This window comes from Nocardia sp. NPDC005978 (genome assembly GCF_040614455.1).
In the GTDB taxonomy this organism is placed as follows: domain Bacteria; phylum Actinomycetota; class Actinomycetes; order Mycobacteriales; family Mycobacteriaceae; genus Nocardia.
In genome coordinates, this window is the sequence record NZ_JBEXUS010000010.1 from 115225 (window position 1) to 134081 (window position 18857).

Sequence of the window (18857 nt, forward strand, 5' to 3'; positions counted from 1 at the left end):
CACGGCGGGCCAGCCGTCAAGCCAGCGCTTTGGCCTTCAGCTGATCGAACTCCTGCTGGTTGATCGTGCCCTCGGCCAGCAGGCGCTGGGCGTCGGCTATCTGTGCGGCCGGATTCGTGCCCGCGCTCTGGCGGATGTACTCCTGCTGGGTGTTCTGCCACTGCTCGGCCTGCTGAGCGGATCGCTCCTGCATTCCGCTGCCGCGGGTGATCAGGTAGACCAGCGCCGTCAGCATGGGAAGGAAGATCAGGAATATGACCCACACGGCTTTGACCCAGCCCGAGGTCTGCCGATCACGGAACAGATCCCCGATGATGTAGAACAGCAGCAGCAGATACGCGACGAACGCGAAGCTCACGATAATGAGCCACAACACTTCCCAGAACGACATTGCGCACCTCGTTGCCTCGGTCGGAAGACCGCCCCGAAACGGCGGCTGCCCAGCACACTAGGGATCCGCGCGAACGCGACCATCACCCTCTTCGGATGAGATGCGCCGCTCGCGACCGCCGAAAACCGCACCCGGCGGGCAGCGCGTGGTTCGTCGCCGCGCCGGCGACCGGTTACATCTGCGGGGTTGATGTGCACCGGCCGCGTCGATGCCGCCATCGGCGTCGTCTCATCCGGAACGGGTGAGGTGCGGAAAAGTCGCCCGGTGGATTCGCTGCGGTCCCGGCGGCCGGCGGGCATGCTGTGGCGGTAGCCCGGCGGTCGGTGCGGGTGCGGAAGTGTAGGAGTTCGACTGTGGGTAGCGGTAACGACGAGCAGCACACCGAGGTCCGGGTCGTGGGCTTTCAGCTGAATACGAAGAACCTCACCCGCGCGGTGGTGACCTCGGAAGGCGAGGGGCATCGGACCGTGGTGCGGGTGCCGCTGCTCGGCCTGCTGCGCCGCATTCTGTCGGCCGGACCGACCGAGTAGGAAGTCGGCGTCGCACGGTGCACGCGGCTCGCCGGCCACGCGAGTGCGCGAGCTTCCCGCGCCGGAAAGAATGTCGTGTCCCCGTGAGTCGAATTCGCGAGCGGGACTATCTCGTGTCCGGATGTTCGGTACTGGCCAGTCGGATTCTGCACAGCGGCAGAAAAGGATTCTGGCGCGTGAAGACTATTCGAGACGGGGATTCGTCGGGAACCATAGTCGCGATGAGGTAGCGCTGCCCGCACTGAAGGGTGATCTCGGTCGCGGTTACCGTCGCTATTTTGATGCGGGACAATACGATTCCGCGCGTTTGGGAGAGTTCGACCACCATGGAACCGGGTCGAACCCACGGCGGAAGCCGGGCGGTGACATCGGCCAGGACCGCCTTGGCCTGGGCTTTTCTGGGGCAGGCGGTGGTGGCGCAGGCGCTGTGCTGCTCGAGTTCGCTGTCGGCCCGGGCGGGCGTCATGTGCGAATCCGGGAGTTTGTCGTGTTCGGTATGCCCGTTGCGGGGGCTCATGAGTACTCCGGACTTCGTCGAAGTGGTTGAGGAACAAGAGTCGTGTGGCGTGGTCATATCACGCTCTGCGACTACGGATTTCAATCGCGGTAACAAGCCAAGTACACACCTGGGAGCGCTATTCTGGGGTCACCGCACGGGAATCGGTAATTGATCCGGTGGTTATCCAATTCGGAATACCCCAGTATGGAGCAATCCGGCTAGCGAGGCTAATGACATGGCTGGTTCCACAATCCCTCGACGAGCGCTCGGCCGAATTCTGAAACGCCTTCGATTGAAGGCGGGAAAGGGGCAGTTGGCAGCAGGGTTGGTGATCGAGGTTTCACCGCAGGTGATTTCTCGAATGGAGGATGGGATTCCTGTTCGAGTCTGTACGTCCCAGTATCGGGACCTACTGGCCTTGTACGGGGCCGACGGTGAGGAGACGAGCCAGGTGCTCGCCTTGCTCAAGGAGGTCAAGGCGGCGAAGGGCGATCCGAGGGGCGGCTGGTGGCGGGCCTACGCCGACGTGGTCGGAAGCTACTTCGACCACTACATGAGCCTGGAAGAAGCATCGAATCATCTGACGACATTCCAGCTCACCCTGCTGCCGGGGCTGTTTCAGACCTCCGCGTATCGGCGATCGATGATCATCACCGGTGCCCCCGACATGTCCGCGGTCGACGTCGAACGGCGAATCGAGCTCGCTGCACGGCGGCAGGCGAGGATTACGGCGGACGCCGACTTCCGTATCGACGTGATGCTGGCGGAATCGGTACTGCGACACCAGGTTGGTGGACCGGCCGTGATGGTCGAGCAGCTGGACCACCTGGCTCGGATCGGGGAGTTGCCGAATGTGTCGGTGCGAGTGGTCCCACACGGCGTCGGCACCTATCTCGGCCTGATCGTGCAGTCGTTCACCATGTTCGAGTTTCCGCCACTACAGCGCGGCCTGAAGGAGCCTCCGGTGATCTTCGTCGAGGGGTACAAGGGCGCGCTGTTCCAGGAGGACGCAGAGGTGCTCGGTCTGTATCGCAACGCGGTCAAGGAGATTGGCGGAGTAGCGTTGGATGCTGAAGCAAGCAGGAAGCTGCTGATCGACTGTGCGAAGGAGTGCGCCGCGTGAACGAGGCGAACGTTTCCCCGGCCGAAGCGAACTGGTTCAAGAGCACTTTCAGTCAGCCGGACGGGGACTGCGTCGAGGCCGCACATCTCCCCGGGAGCCGGGTCGGCGTCCGAGATTCCAAGAACCCCGCCGGGCCCGCCCTCCTGTTCGAGGGTGCTGCCTGGGATGAGTTTCTCGCCGACGTGCGCGACGGGGCGTTCGACCGCTAACGGTCGGCGCGGGTGGGTGTTCGCGCCTCGTGCGTTCCCCTCTACCGCACGAGGCGGGCCCCGTCCGAGGTCAGGCAGACACACTCGGACGGGGCTTCCACCCTGTCGGTCCCGGGGCGTCTGGGGCCGACAACGGGAAACTCTATGCTCGCCGATAGCTGGAAGACCATGCTCTGTTGTGCCTCCGATGCTGACATCCCGTGCCTGCTCGGTCGCTCGGTTGTCGGCACGCTGCGCTAACGTTGCCCGCGTCGATATCTCGGGAGGGGTTGTGAGCAGGGTAGTGGAACAGACATTCGTGGTCGGAATCGATTCGGCGACAGCGCGAGCGGGGGACCGCGACACGATCGGCGGCTGGCCGGTGCTGGACGCCGGGCAGCCGGTGCCCGAATGTGACTGCGGCGCAACCATGGCGCTGTACTTCCAGCTAGAGGTGCCCGCCGAGGTGCCGTATTTCGGCGGGGATCAACTGCTGGTGTTCCAGTGCCCGGTGGACAGCGACGCCTCGCTCGATCCCGAACCGCAACTGCCCGAACGTTATTGGGACACCCCGACCGGCAATCAACCCCGGTTCTGGCGGATCCTGCTCCAGCGGGCGGGAACTGTCGCCGCCACCCGGGATCCGCACTTCGCGCCCCGCAGGTTATCGCTGCGCCCGGTCGTCGATCGGGAGCCCGATCCCCGCTACAGCGGCCCGCTCCAGGGTTTCAAGGTCGGCGGCACGCCCTACTGGGTGCAGGACGCACCGGAGGTCCGCTGCGCGTGCGGGTCGGACATGACCTTCCTGTGTCAGGTCACCGAGGATTTCCCGTTCCGGAAGTATCTGGACCCGGATCGCGACGGCACCGTCGACTGCGATGGCGTCGAAGATGGGCTGCTACTGGGCAATCAGGTCTACATCCTGGCCTGTCCCGCCCACTGCGACCCGGCCGCGGTGGTGCCGATCTGCCAGAACTGAGCGGGCGGCCCGTCGGAGTCGAGCGGGGAGTACCGCTGTCGCACAGCGGTACTCACCCGCGCAGGAACCGCACCGAGGTGTTGCCCTCGCCGGTCGCCTCCACCGTGCACCGCACGTGATACACCTCCGCGATGAGCTGTTCGGTGAGCACCTCGGCGGGCGAGCCGGTCGCCACCACCTGCCCCTGATTCAGCACGACCAGCACATCGCAGAACATGGCGGCGAGGTTCAGATCGTGCAGCGCCAGGATCGCCGTCACCGGCAGTTCCCTTACCAGGGTGAGAATTTCGAGCTGGTGGGCGATGTCCAGGTGATTCGTCGGCTCGTCGAGCAGTAGTTCGCGCGGCTCCTGGGCCAGCGCGCTCGCGATCAGAGCCCGCTGGCGTTCTCCGCCGGAGAGGGTGTGCCAGCGTTGGGCCGCGCGCTGTGTCAGGCCCGCCGCCTCGAGAGCGTGGTCGATCGCCGCTTGATCGGCGGCCGGGTCGCCGCCGAACACCCCGCGATGCGGAATCCGCCCGAGCCGCACCACATCCAGCACGGTCAGGTCCAGGTCGGTGTCCGCGTGCTGACCGACCAGCGCGATGCGCCGGGCCACCTGCCGCCGCCGAATCCCGTGCAGTTCATCGTCATCGAGCAGAACTCGGCCCGCGTCGGGGCGATCCAGCCCGGCGAGCAACCGCAGCAGCGAGGACTTGCCCGAGCCGTTGGGGCCGAGCAGGCCCACCGTCGATCCGGGCTTCGGATCCAGGGTCACCCCGTCCAGCACCAGCCTGCCCGACCTGGTCCAGGACACCTCGAGCGCGCGCAAGGTCATGTGAGCTGCCTGCGCCGCCGAGCCAGCAGCACCGCGAACGCGGGGACGCCGAGCAGCGCGGTCACCACGCCGACCGGTACCTCCCGGGCCCCGAAGAGGCTGCGCGCCAGCGTATCCGCCCACACCATGAACACAGCGCCGGTCAGGATGGTCACCGGGAGCAGCCGGGCGTGACCCGGGCCCACCAGCAGGCGCGCGACGTGCGGTAGCACCAGGCCGACGAATCCGATGGCGCCGGCGGCGCTGACCAGGGTCGCGGTCACCACGGCGGTGATCAGCAGCAACACCACGCGGGTGCGCCCGACCGCGACGCCGAGCCCGGCGGCCGCGTCGGGCCCGAAGGCGAAGGCGTCCAGGGTGGGCGCGAACCATAGGCACAGCACGCACCCGGCGCCGACCACGATCGCGCAGATCGTCACATCGGCCCAGCTCGCCCCGGCGAGCGAGCCAAGCAGCCAGAACAGGATGCCGCGCGTCTGCTCGGCGTTGGCCGAGGACAGCACCACCAGCGACGTCAGCGCCGAGAACAATTGGGTGCAGGCCACACCGGCCAGGATCACCCGATCGGGGGTGCCGCCCGCGCCGTACGCCAGCGCCAGCATGAGCGCGAAGGACAGCACCGCGCCCAGGAACGCCCCGCCCGACAACGTCAGCGTGCCGGCCCCGACCCCCAGCACCGCGACGAGCACCGCGCCGGTCGACGCGCCCGACGACACCCCGAGCACGAAGGGATCGGCGAGTGGATTGCGCAGCAGCGATTGCAGAATCGCCCCGCACAGCGCCAGCCCCGCCCCGCACAGCGCCGCCAGCAGCGCCCGGGGGAGTCGCAACTGCCAGACGATCCCGTCGGTCAGCCGGCTCGCGGTCGACTCGCCCAGGCCGAGGTGCTGCCCGATGACCCCGTACACATCGCGCAGCGAAACGTTCGCGGGGCCGATGGAGACCGTCACCGCGATCGAGATGATCAGCAGGACGGCCGACACCGCGCAGATGGGCGTGGCGGCGCGGCGGGCGACGGTCAACGCGCCGCGGTCAGACCGGTGGCGAGCTTCTCGATGGCGTCGATCTCGCGAATGCCGGGATCGAGTTCGGATCCGGTCATCACGACGTAGCGCTTGTTCCGCACCGCGCGCATCTGCGCGGTGGCCGGATTCGATTCCAGGAACTCGATTTTCGTGGTGAGCGCGTCCCCGTCGATGCGCTTGCGGCTCAGGTCCGCCAGCACCAGCACGTCGGGATCGGCGGCGATCACCGCCTCCCAGCTGATCTCGGGCCAGTCCTCGCGCTGATCGGCGAACACGTTGCGCGCGCCTGTCTCTCGGGCGTACATGCCGGGCGCGGAACAGCATCCGGCGATGTAGGGCGTCTTGATCCCGGAGAACCAGAACGCCACGGTCGGCTCGGGGGCGGTCCCGGTGGCCTTCTTCGCGGCCTGCAGCCGCCCGCGCAACTGCTCGACCAGCTGCGCCCCGCGCTCCTGGACATCGAAGATCCGCGCGAGTTCGGTGATCTCCTGGAACAGGGTGTCGACCTCGAGCGGTGCTGTGCGCGTGACCGTTTCACCGTCGACCGTCGCCCCGGTGCAGACTGCGGGGGACTGATAGGTCGGGACGCCGAGCTGGGCGAAGCGCGAGCGCTCGGCCACGACCGCGGGGGTGAAGGTATGCGCGCTGGCCGAGGTCACGAGGTCGGGCTCGGTGCCCAGTACGGCCTCGAGGGACGGGTCGTTGTCGGCCAGGCGGGGAACCCTGGCGTTGTCGGCGGCCAGGTTCGGCAGCACCGGATCGAACCAGGTCGAGGTGCCGACCATCCGATCGGCCAGGCCCAGCGACAGCAGGATCTCGGTCGAGGCCTGATAGAGCGAGACCGCGCGGGCAGGTGCCCGGTCGAAGGTGACATCGACGCCGCAGTTCTGCAGGGTGAACGGGTAAGCGGTGCGGCCCGGCTCGGCCGTGCCGCCGCCGAGGGCTTCGGTGGCCTTCGAGGAGTTCCCGCAGGCGCTGAGCCCGGCGACCAGGCAGCCGACCGCCCCGAACACCGACAGCAGCCGCACCGCTCGCGTCGTCTTCATAGCGGGAACCGTACCAATCGGAATTGTCCGGAAATCGCCGCCCATCTGCCGTGTCACCGGGGAAATGAGCTATGGCGAGCGGTCGCGGGCGCGGGCGAGAATCGGTCGAATCGGCGGGTTGTGCTGTCGGAGAAGGGGTTCGACACGGGCGGCCGGGAGTGTGAGGTCGCGCACCTCGGCCCGTCAGGATTTACCTGTTACGCCAAGTCTCGATAAACTCCGGTGAGCTTCCGCCAGCCCGCGGAGCCCAGGCGTGAGGAGAACCGGTGGTCGCCAACGTGGCGGAGTTGCCGCGCGCGGTGCGCAATCTGTGGTCGGCGTCCTTCGGTGGCGGCATCGAGCCGCCCCGCCCGGCCCCGAGCGTGTCGATCGAGTCCCGCCCGCACGCGGACCTGCGCCGCTACGAGATGCCGGACGAGGCCGGCGGCGCGGACGATTCGACGCCGCGCGGCATCACCGCACTGCCCCGAGCCACCGATCCGGTGCTGCTGGTGCCGCCGCTGGGCTCGACCCCCGCATGCTTCGATCTGCGCCCGGGGCAGAGCCTGGTCCGGCACCTGATCGAGCACGGCAAACAGCCCTACGTGATCGACTACGGCGAGTTCACCTCCGCGGATCGCAAGCTGGGACTGGAGGATTGGACGCACGACATCGTGCCCGCCGCGGTGCGCCGGGTGGCCGCCGAACACGACGGGCCGGTGCACATCGTCGGATGGTCGCTGGGCGGGGTGCTGGCCATGCTGGCCGCCGCCGCGCAGGCTGATCTGCCGATCGCGTCCATCACCGCGCTCGCGCCCCCGATCGACCAGCGGCACACGGTTTTTCTCGGCCCGATCCGCCAGGCCGGGCGACTCACCGGCGGCCGGGAGATCGCGTGGGCGACCAAGCTCATGGGCGGGATTCCGCAGGAATTCGTGCGCATCGGCTTCCGGATCCAGGCCCTGGATCGTGAGCTGACGCGCCCGCTGTTCCTGGCCCGCAACGCGCACGACGCCGAAGCGCTGGCACGGATGACCGCGGTGGACCGATTCACCGCGTCCATGCCCGGGTACCCGGGCCGCTCGTACTGGCAGATCTACCGCAGCCTGATCCTGCGCAACGAACTCGCCGACGGCGTCATCCGCCTGCGCTCGGACCTCACCGTCGAGCTCGCGAAGCTGACCTGCCCGGTCCTGCTGATCGGCAGCCGCACCGACGTCCTGGTCCCCGCCGCCGGTGTGCGCCGGGGCCTGGACATCCTCACCGGCTCGCCCGACGTGCGCTTCGAAGAAGTCACCGGCGGGCACCTCGGCCTGGTGGTCGGCCCCGACGCCGCGACCACCACCTGGCCCGCGATTCTCGAATTCCTCGACCGCTGAACAGTTTTCAACCCATCGATTCCCAACCCCGACGAAGTGGATGAATCATGATCGAGCCCACCACCCTGCTGCTGCCCCTCGGAATCTGGGCCACCCTGCGCGCCGCCGCGGCGCTCGGCGGCGGCGCGGACCTGGACTACCGCCAGCACGAACAGCGCACCGCCTACGCCCAGCGCGAGGTCCGGCGCGATCTGGCCGGCGTCCGCGACTGACGGCCACCGTGCCTGCCCACGCTGACCGGCGGCGAATCCCGCGATTCGGGCAAACGGTGCGCATCCGGAGGTGTGCCAGCGTGGTGACACCGATTTGCCGGTGATCGGTGAGAGTGTGCGTGGCATGACGGCTTATCCGACTGAAACGCAATTGCTTTCATTGACGACGGAGGTTGCCGACGCGGTGTCGGATGCGGTGAACGCGCGGGCCGTCGCCGAGTCCGGGGTGGATCTACCTCCGCTGGTGTGGGTGTGGCGGCGCGGGGTGTACTCGCTGCCCTATGCCGAACAGCAGGTGGCCGAGGAGTTCCGCGGCCGGGTCGCGCCGGCCGAGCAGCCCGAATGGACGGACCGCTATCTCACGGCCTGGGCGCGGGCGCTGTGCCTGACCGACTGCACGACCGAGGTCGAGTCGCAGCACGGGCGGCGCACGTTCACGGGTTTCATCGCGGGCTCGCGCATCCGGATCACCGGGCGCACCGAACTCGCCTGCGCACCGGCCTGATTCGCCGCGTGAATGACGCGGTTGCGGCAGTCTTACCGATGCGTGCGATCGGCACGCACGGTTGCGGTGAGGGAGTAACCGATGCGTGCGATCGGGCTCGCACGCCCGCGGTGAAGGAGAAGCAGGTGTGCGCGCACCCGCCCTGGCGGCGACGACCTGGGCGGTGGCCTGCTCTCGCGCAGTCTCGAATTCGGCGTCGATCGGACAGACCGTCGGCCCGTACGCGGTCATGACGCTGGACCGCACCGACGCGCCCGGCGGCCGGGCGCGATCTGTGCGCCCGGGGCGTTGCCGGATGCGCACTGGTGCGCGCGGCGCACATTAGAAACCGATTGGTCTTCTTTCTCGGGATCCACCGAGGGATCGCACCCATCGGGCGGGAACCGGCGGTCGGCCCCGGGTAGGGGCGCGGCGGCCGGTTCCCGTTCGCCGTTTCGGCTGCGAATCCGAGAGAAGTGGTTGCTAGCTGATTGCCGGTGGTAGAGGATGGGTGCGCGGCGCGCTTGCGCCGTGCTCTTCCGATTGTGTACGCCGATCCGGTTTCCTAGCTCAGGAGGACGTAGATCTATGGCTTCTACTATTCGGAATCACCGCCGGTCCGCGCTCGTGCTGGCCGCGCTCGGAGCGTTGGGGACGGCCGCCGTCATCGGCGCCGGACCCGCGCTCGCGGACAACGCCATCGACGTCAGCGCCGTCGGGCCCGTGAACGTCGGCATCGATTACAGCTGTGACGCCGACGCGGGGATCACGGCCATCAATGTCCTGGTCGGTGCGCCCGACGCCGAGCAGCCCTCGGCCACCGGCACCGAGGCCGCACCGGTCTGCGACGGCAAGAAGCAGACCACCGTGGTAACCCTCGCGGGCATCAACGGCGCCGACGGCACGTTGAAGGCCGGGGACAAGGTGCAGGTGCGGGCCGCGCTGGTGGACAAGGCCGAGTCCGTGATCGAGGGCCAGGCCAAGCTCGTAACCCTGGGATAGCCGTTCGGCGATCCTCGGACAGCCGCACGTCGAACCGACGTGGTTCCGGCCGCCATGCCGAGTTCCGGCGTGGCGGCCGGATTCGTATGCGGACGGGGGTCGCGCGAGGTCCGGTGCGCCGGGCCGCGTGGGCTCCGGTTCGGTCAGTGCAGGCGTAACCACCGGCCGATCGACGGGGTGCCGGCCTCGTCCACCACGAACACCAGGTACCAGCCGGGCGGCGCGAGCGCGGGATTGCCGGGCATGGTCAGGGTCAGCGCGTCCGGCGGGCCGCTGAACTCCAGGTCGATCAGCCGCTGTTCGTTGTCGCACGAGTGCGTGCACGCGCCCGGATGCACGAGACTGGCCTCGCGAATCGGGCCGCCGGTGGTCACGACGATCGAGCCGCCGTAGGCCGCCTCGTCGGTCGTGAGCGTCAGCACCGGCCTGGTCTCGGCGAAAAGATACGGCGGCCAATAGATTTCGATGCGCAGCTCTTCGGTCTTGCGGGCCGGGTTGGAGCCCGCGGTGACGACCTTGCCGTCGGGGGTGAGTAGCGCGATCGAGTGGTAGAGACGGGGGACCCGGCAGGGCGCGGTATGCATCCAGGCGTCGTCGGCGGGGGAGTAGATCTCGCCGTGCGGCGGGGCGGCGTGCGCCATCTCCTCCATGCCCGAACCGCCGGTCGCCAGGACGGTTCTATCGGGCAGCAGGACCGCGCTCAGGTGCATGCGCGCATGGTCCATCGGCCGCACCGCCTCGTACCGCGGTTCCGCCGCCGCGGTGTCCACGATTCGCGCGTCGGCCAGTGCGGGTGCGGGACTGTGCATGTCGTAGCCACCGCCGCCCAGAATGAGCACGCGCTGAGCCTGGGCGGGCGGCAGCAGCACGCTGGCGGCCTGATTGCGCGATCCGGGATCGGTGAGCCCGGGCACCTCGGTGACGGCCCCGGTGCTCGGATCCCACAGCGACGGGCGCATGCCGTTGTTCCCGCCGTACTGGCCGCCGGTGTAGAACAGCCGCCCGTCGGCGAGCAGGACGAGGTGGCCGTACATCGGGATCGGGCCGGGAACCGGTAGCGGCGACCAGGTTTCGGTGGCGGCGTCGAACAGTTCGGGCACCACCGAGAGGAAGTTGTCGGCGCCGAGCCCGGAGACGGCGACGATGTTGCCGTCGGGCAGCGTCGCCAGTGACGGGTACCAGCGGCCGAAGGCCATGTCCGGCACCGCGTTCCAGCTCAGGGTGGCGGGATCGAAGATCAGCGCGTCGGGCAGGCCGTAGAACGGGTCGTAGTGCTCGGTGCCGCCGGCCGCGAGCAGTCTGCCGTCGGGCAGGAAGGCCTGACCGACGCAGAACAGGTCGATGGGGGTGTCCGGTGCGCTGAGCCCCGGATTCGGGTAGTGCCAGACGCGAGTCCGGAACTCCTGTGCCGCATGGTGTTCCGGGTCGTTGCCGGAGCCCGCGAAGAACAGGATGTCACCGGTGTTCAGCAGGGCGGCGTGCACCGGATTGATCTCGGTGCCGAAATCGAGAATGCGCCACAGCCCGTGGTGCGCGGCATGGCCGAGATCGGTGTCGAGCTCGAGCACCCGCAGGTAGCCGGCATTGGGCCCGTCGGGGGCGTCGATCACGCAGACCACCAGCTCCGGGGCCGCGCCGCCGGTGTCGAGCAGAGCCGTTGCCGCGCCCTGGTTCTCGGCGAAACGCCACGGGGTCTTCGTCCATCCGCTCCAGCCGTCGAGCGCGTGCCCGCTGCCGTCCAGGCCCCAGCCGATGGTGTAGACCCCGGCGTTCGGCCCGTCGGGATTGTCGACGGCGAACACGAGCAGTTCGGGTCTGCCGTCGCCGTCGAGATCGGCGGCCGCGATGCCCGCGCCCTGGTTCTCCCAGCCGTACCAGTCGGGAACCGCCACCCACGGCGTCCACTCGGCGACCGCGCCGTCGGCGTTCAAGCCCTTGGCCAGTCGGAACTGCCCGGAGTTCGGCCCCCGTGGATTGTCGACCGCCAGCACCACGAGCGTGGGCTGCCCTTCTATCCGGGTCAGGCAGATGTCGGCGCCCTGGTTCTCCCAGCCGTACCAGTCCGGGACCGGCAGCCACGGCGTCCAGCCGCCGGTCACGGCGCCGTCGGCGGCCAGATCCCGGCCGATGCGGTAGTAACCCTGGTTCTGGCCCGCCGGGTTGTCCACCACGAAGACCACCAGGTCGAGCACGCCGTTGCCGCTCAGATCGGCGACCGCGATGCCCGCGCCCTGGTTTTCCCAGCCGAACCAGTCCGGAACCGCCAGCCACGGCCCCCAGCCGCGCACCGAGCCGTCGCGGCCCAGACTCGCGCCCACCCGGTAGAGCCCGGCGTTCTGTCCCTCGGGGTCGTCGACCATGAGCACCACGACATCCGGTGTGCCGTCGCCGCTGAGGTCGCCGATCGCGACGCCGCAGTCCTGGTTCTGCCACGCGAACCAATCCGGAACCGGTACGAATTCTCCCGCCACACTTCGATACTCGTCCACCGCGCGCGAATTCGCTCGTCGATCGGCGGGGTTTTCCGGGGCGCTCATCGAGAGTGCGAAAGCACTGTGACATATACCCCTAGGGGGTAGGGGTTTACATTCGGGCGGATTCATCGTACGGTCTCCTCGGGAAAGCCCCGCGGCACAAGGAGGAGCGATATGAGCGCCGAGACGAATACGAGCACCTACACCGTGTCCGGCATGTCCTGTGGCGGCTGCGTAGGCAAGGTCAAGAACGAGATCGGCAAGCTCTCCGGCATCGACGGCGTGGACATCGAACTCGCCACCGGCCGGATGACCGTCATCGGCGGTGCGCTCGATGACAACCTGATCCAGAACACCGTCCGAAACCTCGGCTACCAGCTCGTTCAGGATTGATTCCGCCCCCGGGCGCCGGTGTCCCCGGCGCCCGGGCCGGGACGGCGCTCTCCCGGACGTGATGGGCCGCCGCCATGTCACGAAGGACCGACCCGATGATCACCGCACTCCTGCGCAACCGCGACTACCTGAGGCTGTTCACCGCCCAGGTGTCCGCCCTGTTCGGCACCGGGCTCACCACCGTCGCCCTGGGCCTGCTCGCCTACGAACTCGCCGGGGCGGACGCGACCGCCGTCCTGGGCACCGCCCTGACCATCAAGATGCTGGTCTACGTCACCGTCGCGCCGATCGTCGCCGCCTATGCGGATCGCTTCCCGCGCCGGGGATTCCTGGTCGCGCTCAACGCGATTCGCGCGCTGGTGGTGCTGGCGCTGCCGTTCATCGACCAGGTCTGGCAGATCTACGCGCTGATCGCCGTGCTGCAGACCGCCTCGGCCGCGTTCACCCCCACCTACCAGGCGATCATCCCCGACATTCTGCCCGAGGAGCGCGACTACACCCGGGCGCTGTCGGCCGCGCAGCTGGCCGCCACCATGGAAACGCTGCTGAGTCCGATGCTGGCCGCGGCCGCGCTGCTGCTGATGAGCTACCACTGGCTGTTCGTCGGCACCGCCGTCGGCTTCGTGCTCTCGGGCGCGCTGGTGCTGGCCACCCGTATCCCGAACGCCGGCACGGTGAGCGCGGGATCGTTCCGTGAGCGCGTCGTGCTGGGCATGCGCATCTTCGCCGCCACCCCGCGCCTGCGCGGACTGCTCGGGCTCAACCTGGTGGTCGCCGCCGCGGGCTCGGTGATCATGGTCAATACCGTCAACTACGTGCGCGACACCCTGGGCGGCACGCAGACCGGGGTCGCGATCCTGCTGGCGGCCAACGGTTTCGGCACCATGCTCAGCGCGCTGGTGCTGCCCCGGGTGCTCGATCGCGTCGAGCCGCGCCCGGTCATGCTCACCGGGGCCGCCGTGCTGCTCACCGGACTCGTCTCGATCGTGGCGCTGTCCACCGCGGGCACCGGCGACTGGCGCTGGGGCGCGGCGCTGGCGGCCTGGGCCGTGGTGGGCGCGGGCACCGCCGCGGTGCTCACTCCCACCGGGCAGGTGCTGCGACGCTCGGCCCAGCCCGCCGACCGGCCCGCGTTGTTCGCCGCCCAGTTCTCGCTCTCCCACGTGGCCTGGCTGGTGGCCTACCCGATCGCCGGCTGGGTGACGGCGGGCGCCGGTTTCACCGCCGCCCTGGTGGTCCTGACCGTGCTCGCGGTGCTGGGAATCGCCGTGGCCGTGGGTATGTGGCCCCGGCACGACCCCGCCGAGATCACCCACCTGCACGCCGAGGGCACCATCGATCCGGCTCGGCTGGTCGACGCTATCCGCGTCGGCGAGGGGATCTACCAGCACACCCACGCCTTCATCATCGACGCCGAACACCGGCGCTGGCCCAGGACGGCGACGGCCACGGTCGGATAGCGCCGGACCGCGGGGTTGCCGAGCAGGCGGATCGCCGCCGGAAATCATTCCGGCGGCGATCCTTTCGTCGTGGACGAGCTAGGCGGATTCCACCGCCGGCGCGTTCTCAGGCGGTTCGGCCACCGTGCGCTTGGGCCCGGTGAACCAGCGCCGCGCCGAGGCGAACCACCACACCGCGATCGCGCCCACCACCCCGACCAGGGTCAGTGGGGCGTAATTGACCGCGGTCCAGGTGAATTCGTCGTTCCACGGGTAGCCGCGATCGTCCATGGGCAGGATGAACAGCAGGCTGATGAACACGATCCACAGCAGGGCGATCGCGCCGACCGGGCGATACCAGGACCCGAGTTGCCATGGCCCGGTGCGGAAACGGCCGCCGTGGCGCTGGCGCAACAGAATCGGAATGCCGTAGGCGATGTAGAGCCCGATCGTCGCCACCGAGGTCGCCGCGGCGTAGGCGGTCGGCGCGTTGGCCGCGGGCACCAGCATCGAGGGAATCAGCAGCACGAAGGCGAAGAACGAGATGAACAGCACCGCGTTCACCGGCACCTTGCGCGCGGACAGCTTCGACCACAGCGCCGAACCCGGCACCGCGCCGTCGCGGGCGAAAGCGAACAGCATGCGCGAGGCCGAGGTGACCGAGGCGTAGCCGCAGAACAATTGGGCGATCGCGGCGATCACCAGCAGCAGTCCGGACCAGAACGGGCTCAGCGCGTTCTCCAGGATGTAGATCACCGGATAGCCGCTGTTGAGCGCGGGATCCAGGGTCTTGTCCAGATCGCGGATCGCGAAGGTCACCGCCAGGATCAGCAGATAGCCCGCCACCGCCGAGACGATGATCGTGTTGATGATGCCCTTGGCCGCCATCCGCGAGGCGTCGTGCGTCTCCTCGGACATGTGCGCGGAGGCGTCGTATCCGGTGAAGGTGTACTGGGCGTGCAGCAGGCCGAGCAGAAAACTGAAAGCCACGCCGCCGAATCCGACCGCGCTGTTGTCCACCGTCTCGGTGAAGACCCAGCCGATGCTCTGATGGTGTTCGGCGCCGATCCCGAGCACCAGGACGAAGATGGCCACACCGCCCACGTGCCACCAGGCGGAGATGTTGTTGATCGCCGCGGACAGTTGCGGACCTATCGCGTTCAATATCGCGTGCAGCACCAGAATGGCTGCGAACACCAAAAAGATTGCGGTGCGGTCGGTTCCGATTTCGATGCCGATAACATTGAGCACCGCCGTGGTGAAAATGGCGGCGCCGTAATCGATGGCGGCGGTCACCGCGATCTGCCCGATCAGGTTGAACCAGCCGGTGAACCAGCCCCAGATCGGCCCGCCGAGTTCGGACGCCCACCAGTACAGGCCGCCGGAAGTGGGGTAGGCCGAGGCCAATTCGGCCATGGCCAGCCCGACGAACAGCACCATCACCGAGACCAGTGGCCAGCCCCACGCCATGGTGATCGGCCCGCCGTTGGCCAGGCCGATGCCGTAGCTCGCCAGCCCGCCAGTGAGGATGGACACAATCGTGAAGCTGATGGCGAAGTTGGAGAAACCGGACCAGGACCGGGAAAGCTCCTGTTTATAGCCGAGTTCGGCGAGGCGGCGTTCATCATCGGACGGAGGAGAAGTAGCAGTCATTCGTGCTCCCGCGTGAAAACGCCGCTCGCGCACGGCGTTTGCCAGGAGATCAGTGTGCGGTAAGCGCGCGCCGCGCGCACGGCAACGTGGAAACTGGTCGGTGTACGAATCGGCTCGCTACCGCGGGCCGCCGCCGGTGCGAGTCCGGGCACGGAGTTGACGCGGGGGTCGTTCGTGTGGAATATGCTTAGGCTAACCTATGCACAAGGAGAACTACCCATGATTCGCAAGTTCCTCGCGGCCTCGATGGCGACCGCCGGGCTGCTGCTGCCCGTGTCCGCCGCCGTGGTGCTCACCGCTCCCGTTGCGATCGCCGCTCCGGCCACGCCTTCGGCGGGCGAGCTGCAGGGCAAGCTCCAGTCCGCGCTGAACGGCAATGCCGCCGAGCTCGAGTCGGGCAACGCCGCCGGCATCCAGGGCGTCGGCCGCACCATCGCCGCCATCCCCGGCTACAGCTGGGACGTCAGCGGCCCGATCTCGGTCGACGGCGACGTGCTGTCCGCGAATCTGAACAGCCGCCTCGGCAGCTACAACTACCCGATCCCGGTCACCTGGGTGAACGTCGGCGGGACCTGGAAGTTCTCGGCCGAGTCCGAGCAGCTGCTGATCGGCTACGCCTCGATGGCGGGCTAGTCACCCCACGCGCCAACGACAACGGTCGGCACACTGGAATCCAGTGTGGCCGACCGTTTGTCGTTGTGGGGGCGGGGTCGTGACCCCGCCGGGCGGGCCCGGGCCGCGCGAGCGAAATCTCGCGCGGCGGCGGTCCGTCTAGTCCGCGCCCCAGTGCTGTTCCATGATCACGCCCTTGGCGGCGAGCCAGGCCACCGGATCCATCTTGCTGCCGTCCGCGTCCCAGATCTCCAGGTGCAGATGCGGTCCGGTGGATTGGCCGCGGTTGCCGACCGAGGCGATCACGTCGCCCGCGTTCACCCGCTGCCCCTCCTGGGCGTAGATGTCGTTCACGTGCCCGTAGACGGCGGTGGTCCCGTCGTCCTGCAGTACGCGGACCCACAGTCCGAAGCCCGAGGCGGGGCCGGCCTCGACCACCGTGCCGCCCATCGCCGAGTGAATCGGGGTGCCCAGGGCGTCGGCGATGTCGACGCCGTAATGCATGGCGCCCCAGCGGCTTCCGAAGCCGGAGCTGATCTCGCCGCCCACGGGCAGCACCGCGGGAGCCGAGACCGGCGGCGCCAGCTGCGGAATAGCGGGCAGCTGGGGGATGGCGGGCGCGGCCATCTGCTGAATGTTCTTGATGGCCTGTTCGGCCTGCGCCAGCGGCCCGCGGATCTCCTGGGGCAGATTCGCCAGGCCGAAGGGCGCGGCCACCTCGGCGGCGGGCGCGGGCGCGACATCGCTGATGTCCCCGGGGGATTCGGCGAACACGGGCGCGGCCGGAACGGCGGGCGGAGCCACCTGCGGCACGTAGGAGGCGACGACCTCGAGCGCCACCTGGAACGGATTCGGCGCCACCGCGACCTCGGAGGCATCGAGCGTGCCCTTGGCCTCGGTGGGCGCCGCGCTCGCGGTCGCGGGGGTGAGCTGGACCGTGGTGGCGAGCAGTGCGCCCGCGGCGACGGCGGCGCCGGACAGGCCGCGCATGCCCCACGGCGAACCGCTGTCGGCGCGGTGACTGACCGCTCCGGCGGTGTCGGCCTCGCCGAGCAGGTCCAGGACGGATAGGGAACCGGGTGTCTCTCGGTGCAGCGGCACGGCACGTCCTCGGTAGATCAGCGAAGTCATCGGGGGGGTCGGCGAACGCCGAATTCGATGTTGGTGTGGTGACGTTTCAGAAACTGTACCCAGGCGTGATCATTCCGTGTCCCTTTCGGTGAAATGCCCGGGGCCATTTTTCCGATGTGCACTCGGGCCCCGGTCCGGCCCGCGTTCCGGACGCGCCCGAGCGCGGCGGATACCAGCGGGTTGCCGAACCTCCCGGTGACCGGGTTGCCGGGGGTGAGCAGGGCCGGGGGCCGCGATCGAGTCGTGATTCGACCCGGCGTTATAGCTAATGTGACTGCCCGGCCATTGTTCGGAGTTCGGGAGACTTTCCGCGCGCGTCCGCCGATTTCGAGGCGGCTCGACACCCGCGATCGCAACCGGGTGCGGCGAACGCGCGGGATACCTGGAATAGTTGTGGCAGCACGCACAGGACCAAAGCGAAAGCGGGGATGTTGGTGACTTCGACTGATGGTGTGAGCGGGGTAAGCACGGTGAAGGACGCGCCGCCGCCGAACACCCTCGAGCGCGATGTCCAGACCCTGGAAAAGGCGATCTACGAAGTCAAACGAGTGATCGTCGGCCAGGATCGACTGGTCGAACGTTTGCTGGTGGGTGTGCTCGCGCGCGGCCACGTGCTGCTCGAGGGCGTGCCGGGTATCGCCAAGACCCTGGCCGTGGAGACGTTCGCAAAGGTGGTGGGCGGCAGCTTCTCCCGCGTGCAGTTCACCCCCGACCTGGTGCCGACCGACCTCGTCGGCACCCGTATCTACCGCCAGGGGCGCGAGGAGTTCGACACCGAGCTCGGCCCGGTCGTCGCGAACTTCGTGCTGGCGGACGAGATCAACCGCGCGCCGGCCAAGGTGCAGTCGGCGCTGCTCGAGGTCATGGCCGAGCGGCACGTGTCCATCGGCGGCAAGACCTACCCGATGCCGAACCCGTTCCTGGTCATGGCGACTCAGAACCCCATCGAGAGCGAAGGCGTGTACCCGCTGCCCGAGGCGCAGCGTGACCGCTTCCTGTTCAAGGTGGTCGTGGACTACCCCTCCGTCGAGGAGGAGCGCGAGATCATCTACCGGATGGGCGTCACCCCGCCCGAGGCAAAGGCGATCCTGTCGCCCGAAGAGGTGGTGCGGCTGCAGAAGCTGGCCGCCAACACCTTCGTGCACCACGCGCTGGTCGACTACGTCGTGCGCGTCATCGCCGCCACCCGCAAGCCCGCCGAGTTCGGCATGCACGATGTGGCCGGGTGGATCTCCTACGGCGCCTCCCCGCGTGCCAGCCTCGGCATCATCGCCGCGGCCCGCGCGGTGGCGCTGATCCGCGGCCGCGACTACGTCGTGCCGCAGGATGTGGTCGAGGTGATCCCGGACGTGCTGCGGCACCGCCTGGTGCTCTCGTACGACGCGCTGGCCGACGAGATCTCGCCCGACGACGTGATCCGCCGCGTGCTGCAGACCGTCGGTCTGCCGCAGGTCGCCCCGCAGGCCGTCGCGCCCGGTGCGAGCGCGCCCGCGCCGATCCCGTC

20 protein-coding genes are annotated in these 18857 nt (G+C 68.7%); 12 read left to right on the top strand and 8 right to left on the bottom strand.

Annotated elements, in window-relative coordinates; translation table 11 throughout:
• Positions 1-16: 16 nt before the first annotated feature.
• A complete protein-coding gene (locus ABZ319_RS06945) occupies positions 17-391 on the bottom strand; it encodes an SHOCT domain-containing protein (protein WP_354985383.1) in 375 nt (124 codons plus the stop codon).
• A gap of 353 nt (positions 392-744) precedes the next feature.
• Between ABZ319_RS06945 and ABZ319_RS06950 the strand changes: the two genes are divergently transcribed.
• Positions 745-921, top strand: a complete 177-nt coding sequence (locus tag ABZ319_RS06950; protein WP_354985384.1) for a hypothetical protein — start codon at positions 745-747, stop codon at positions 919-921.
• Positions 922-1027: 106 nt separating this feature from the next.
• On the opposite strand, the gene ABZ319_RS06955 is transcribed toward ABZ319_RS06950, so the two are convergent.
• Positions 1028-1438 carry a hypothetical protein gene (locus ABZ319_RS06955; RefSeq protein ID WP_354985385.1) on the bottom strand — a complete coding sequence of 137 codons (411 nt, stop codon included), beginning with the start codon at positions 1436-1438 and terminating at the stop codon, positions 1028-1030.
• Between the two features lie 217 nt (positions 1439-1655).
• On the opposite strand from ABZ319_RS06955, the gene ABZ319_RS06960 reads away from it, so the two are divergent.
• The 3 genes from ABZ319_RS06960 to ABZ319_RS06970 all read left to right on the top strand — a co-directional run bounded on the left by ABZ319_RS06960 (position 1656) and on the right by ABZ319_RS06970 (position 3710).
• Complete coding sequence (locus ABZ319_RS06960; RefSeq protein ID WP_354985386.1) at positions 1656-2543, top strand: helix-turn-helix transcriptional regulator; 888 nt, start codon at positions 1656-1658, stop codon at positions 2541-2543.
• Complete coding sequence (locus ABZ319_RS06965) at positions 2540-2752, top strand: DUF397 domain-containing protein (protein ID WP_354985387.1); 213 nt, start codon at positions 2540-2542, stop codon at positions 2750-2752. The genes ABZ319_RS06960 and ABZ319_RS06965 overlap by 4 nt, the downstream gene beginning before the upstream one ends.
• A gap of 271 nt (positions 2753-3023) precedes the next feature.
• Positions 3024-3710: a hypothetical protein gene (locus ABZ319_RS06970; protein ID WP_354985388.1), complete on the top strand. Its 687-nt coding sequence runs from the start codon at positions 3024-3026 to the stop codon at positions 3708-3710.
• A gap of 52 nt (positions 3711-3762) precedes the next feature.
• Here ABZ319_RS06970 and ABZ319_RS06975 read toward each other — a convergent pair whose 3' ends face one another.
• Genes ABZ319_RS06975 through ABZ319_RS06985 form a run of 3 tightly spaced genes read right to left on the bottom strand, consistent with a single transcriptional unit; the run spans position 3763 to position 6595 of the window.
• Positions 3763-4524, bottom strand: a complete 762-nt coding sequence (locus tag ABZ319_RS06975; protein WP_354985389.1) for an ABC transporter ATP-binding protein — start codon at positions 4522-4524, stop codon at positions 3763-3765.
• Positions 4521-5546: an iron chelate uptake ABC transporter family permease subunit gene (locus tag ABZ319_RS06980; protein WP_354985390.1), complete on the bottom strand. Its 1026-nt coding sequence runs from the start codon at positions 5544-5546 to the stop codon at positions 4521-4523. The genes ABZ319_RS06975 and ABZ319_RS06980 overlap by 4 nt, the downstream gene beginning before the upstream one ends.
• Positions 5543-6595, bottom strand: coding sequence for an ABC transporter substrate-binding protein (locus ABZ319_RS06985; RefSeq protein WP_354985391.1), 1053 nt, complete (start codon positions 6593-6595; stop codon positions 5543-5545). Before ABZ319_RS06985 ends, ABZ319_RS06980 begins: the two co-directional genes overlap by 4 nt.
• A gap of 266 nt (positions 6596-6861) precedes the next feature.
• On the opposite strand from ABZ319_RS06985, the gene ABZ319_RS06990 reads away from it, so the two are divergent.
• The 4 genes from ABZ319_RS06990 to ABZ319_RS07005 all read left to right on the top strand — a co-directional run bounded on the left by ABZ319_RS06990 (position 6862) and on the right by ABZ319_RS07005 (position 9651).
• A complete protein-coding gene (locus ABZ319_RS06990) occupies positions 6862-7953 on the top strand; it encodes an alpha/beta fold hydrolase (protein ID WP_354985392.1) in 1092 nt (363 codons plus the stop codon).
• A gap of 47 nt (positions 7954-8000) precedes the next feature.
• The gene (locus ABZ319_RS06995; RefSeq protein ID WP_354985393.1) at positions 8001-8165 is read left to right on the top strand and encodes a hypothetical protein; all 165 of its coding nucleotides are present in this window, start codon (positions 8001-8003) and stop codon (positions 8163-8165) included.
• 160 nt (positions 8166-8325) lie between these two features.
• Complete coding sequence (locus ABZ319_RS07000; RefSeq protein WP_354985394.1) at positions 8326-8670, top strand: hypothetical protein; 345 nt, start codon at positions 8326-8328, stop codon at positions 8668-8670.
• A 567-nt stretch (positions 8671-9237) separates the two neighbouring features.
• Entirely contained in the window at positions 9238-9651 is a 414-nt protein-coding gene (locus ABZ319_RS07005) for a hypothetical protein (RefSeq protein ID WP_354985395.1), read from the top strand.
• Between the two features lie 143 nt (positions 9652-9794).
• Here ABZ319_RS07005 and ABZ319_RS07010 read toward each other — a convergent pair whose 3' ends face one another.
• Positions 9795-12122, bottom strand: coding sequence for a galactose oxidase-like domain-containing protein (locus ABZ319_RS07010; protein WP_354985396.1), 2328 nt, complete (start codon positions 12120-12122; stop codon positions 9795-9797).
• A 177-nt stretch (positions 12123-12299) separates the two neighbouring features.
• Here ABZ319_RS07010 and ABZ319_RS07015 point away from each other — a divergent pair, with 177 nt between their 5' ends.
• Positions 12300-12518, top strand: a complete 219-nt coding sequence (locus tag ABZ319_RS07015; RefSeq protein ID WP_354985397.1) for a heavy metal-associated domain-containing protein — start codon at positions 12300-12302, stop codon at positions 12516-12518.
• A gap of 95 nt (positions 12519-12613) precedes the next feature.
• Positions 12614-13978: an MFS transporter gene (locus tag ABZ319_RS07020; RefSeq protein WP_354985398.1), complete on the top strand. Its 1365-nt coding sequence runs from the start codon at positions 12614-12616 to the stop codon at positions 13976-13978.
• Positions 13979-14056: 78 nt separating this feature from the next.
• Here the strand turns inward: ABZ319_RS07020 and ABZ319_RS07025 are convergent, their stop codons facing one another.
• A complete protein-coding gene (locus ABZ319_RS07025; RefSeq protein ID WP_354985399.1) occupies positions 14057-15610 on the bottom strand; it encodes an amino acid permease in 1554 nt (517 codons plus the stop codon).
• 219 nt (positions 15611-15829) lie between these two features.
• Here ABZ319_RS07025 and ABZ319_RS07030 point away from each other — a divergent pair, with 219 nt between their 5' ends.
• Positions 15830-16243, top strand: coding sequence for a hypothetical protein (locus ABZ319_RS07030; RefSeq protein WP_354985400.1), 414 nt, complete (start codon positions 15830-15832; stop codon positions 16241-16243).
• 138 nt (positions 16244-16381) lie between these two features.
• Here ABZ319_RS07030 and ABZ319_RS07035 read toward each other — a convergent pair whose 3' ends face one another.
• Complete coding sequence (locus tag ABZ319_RS07035; protein WP_354985401.1) at positions 16382-17323, bottom strand: M23 family metallopeptidase; 942 nt, start codon at positions 17321-17323, stop codon at positions 16382-16384.
• Positions 17324-17781: 458 nt separating this feature from the next.
• Here ABZ319_RS07035 and ABZ319_RS07040 point away from each other — a divergent pair.
• The coding region (locus tag ABZ319_RS07040) for a MoxR family ATPase (protein ID WP_354985402.1) at positions 17782-18857 on the top strand (1076 nt) is incomplete at its 3' end.

Excerpts from the sequence above, each read along its gene's own strand:
- ABZ319_RS06985 (WP_354985391.1), bottom strand. The coding sequence starts at position 6,595 with ATGAAGACGACGCGAGCGGTGCGGCTGCTGTCGGTGTTCGGGGCGGTC.
- ABZ319_RS07005 (WP_354985395.1), top strand. The coding sequence starts at position 9,238 with ATGGCTTCTACTATTCGGAATCACCGCCGGTCCGCGCTCGTGCTGGCC.
- ABZ319_RS07015 (WP_354985397.1), top strand. The coding sequence starts at position 12,300 with ATGAGCGCCGAGACGAATACGAGCACCTACACCGTGTCCGGCATGTCC.
- ABZ319_RS07030 (WP_354985400.1), top strand. The coding sequence starts at position 15,830 with ATGATTCGCAAGTTCCTCGCGGCCTCGATGGCGACCGCCGGGCTGCTG.
- ABZ319_RS07025 (WP_354985399.1), bottom strand. The coding sequence starts at position 15,610 with ATGACTGCTACTTCTCCTCCGTCCGATGATGAACGCCGCCTCGCCGAA.
- ABZ319_RS06945 (WP_354985383.1), bottom strand. The coding sequence starts at position 391 with ATGTCGTTCTGGGAAGTGTTGTGGCTCATTATCGTGAGCTTCGCGTTC.
- ABZ319_RS06975 (WP_354985389.1), bottom strand. The coding sequence starts at position 4,524 with ATGACCTTGCGCGCGCTCGAGGTGTCCTGGACCAGGTCGGGCAGGCTG.
- ABZ319_RS06995 (WP_354985393.1), top strand. The coding sequence starts at position 8,001 with ATGATCGAGCCCACCACCCTGCTGCTGCCCCTCGGAATCTGGGCCACC.
- ABZ319_RS06955 (WP_354985385.1), bottom strand. The coding sequence starts at position 1,438 with ATGAGCCCCCGCAACGGGCATACCGAACACGACAAACTCCCGGATTCG.
- ABZ319_RS07020 (WP_354985398.1), top strand. The coding sequence starts at position 12,614 with ATGATCACCGCACTCCTGCGCAACCGCGACTACCTGAGGCTGTTCACC.
- ABZ319_RS06960 (WP_354985386.1), top strand. The coding sequence starts at position 1,656 with ATGGCTGGTTCCACAATCCCTCGACGAGCGCTCGGCCGAATTCTGAAA.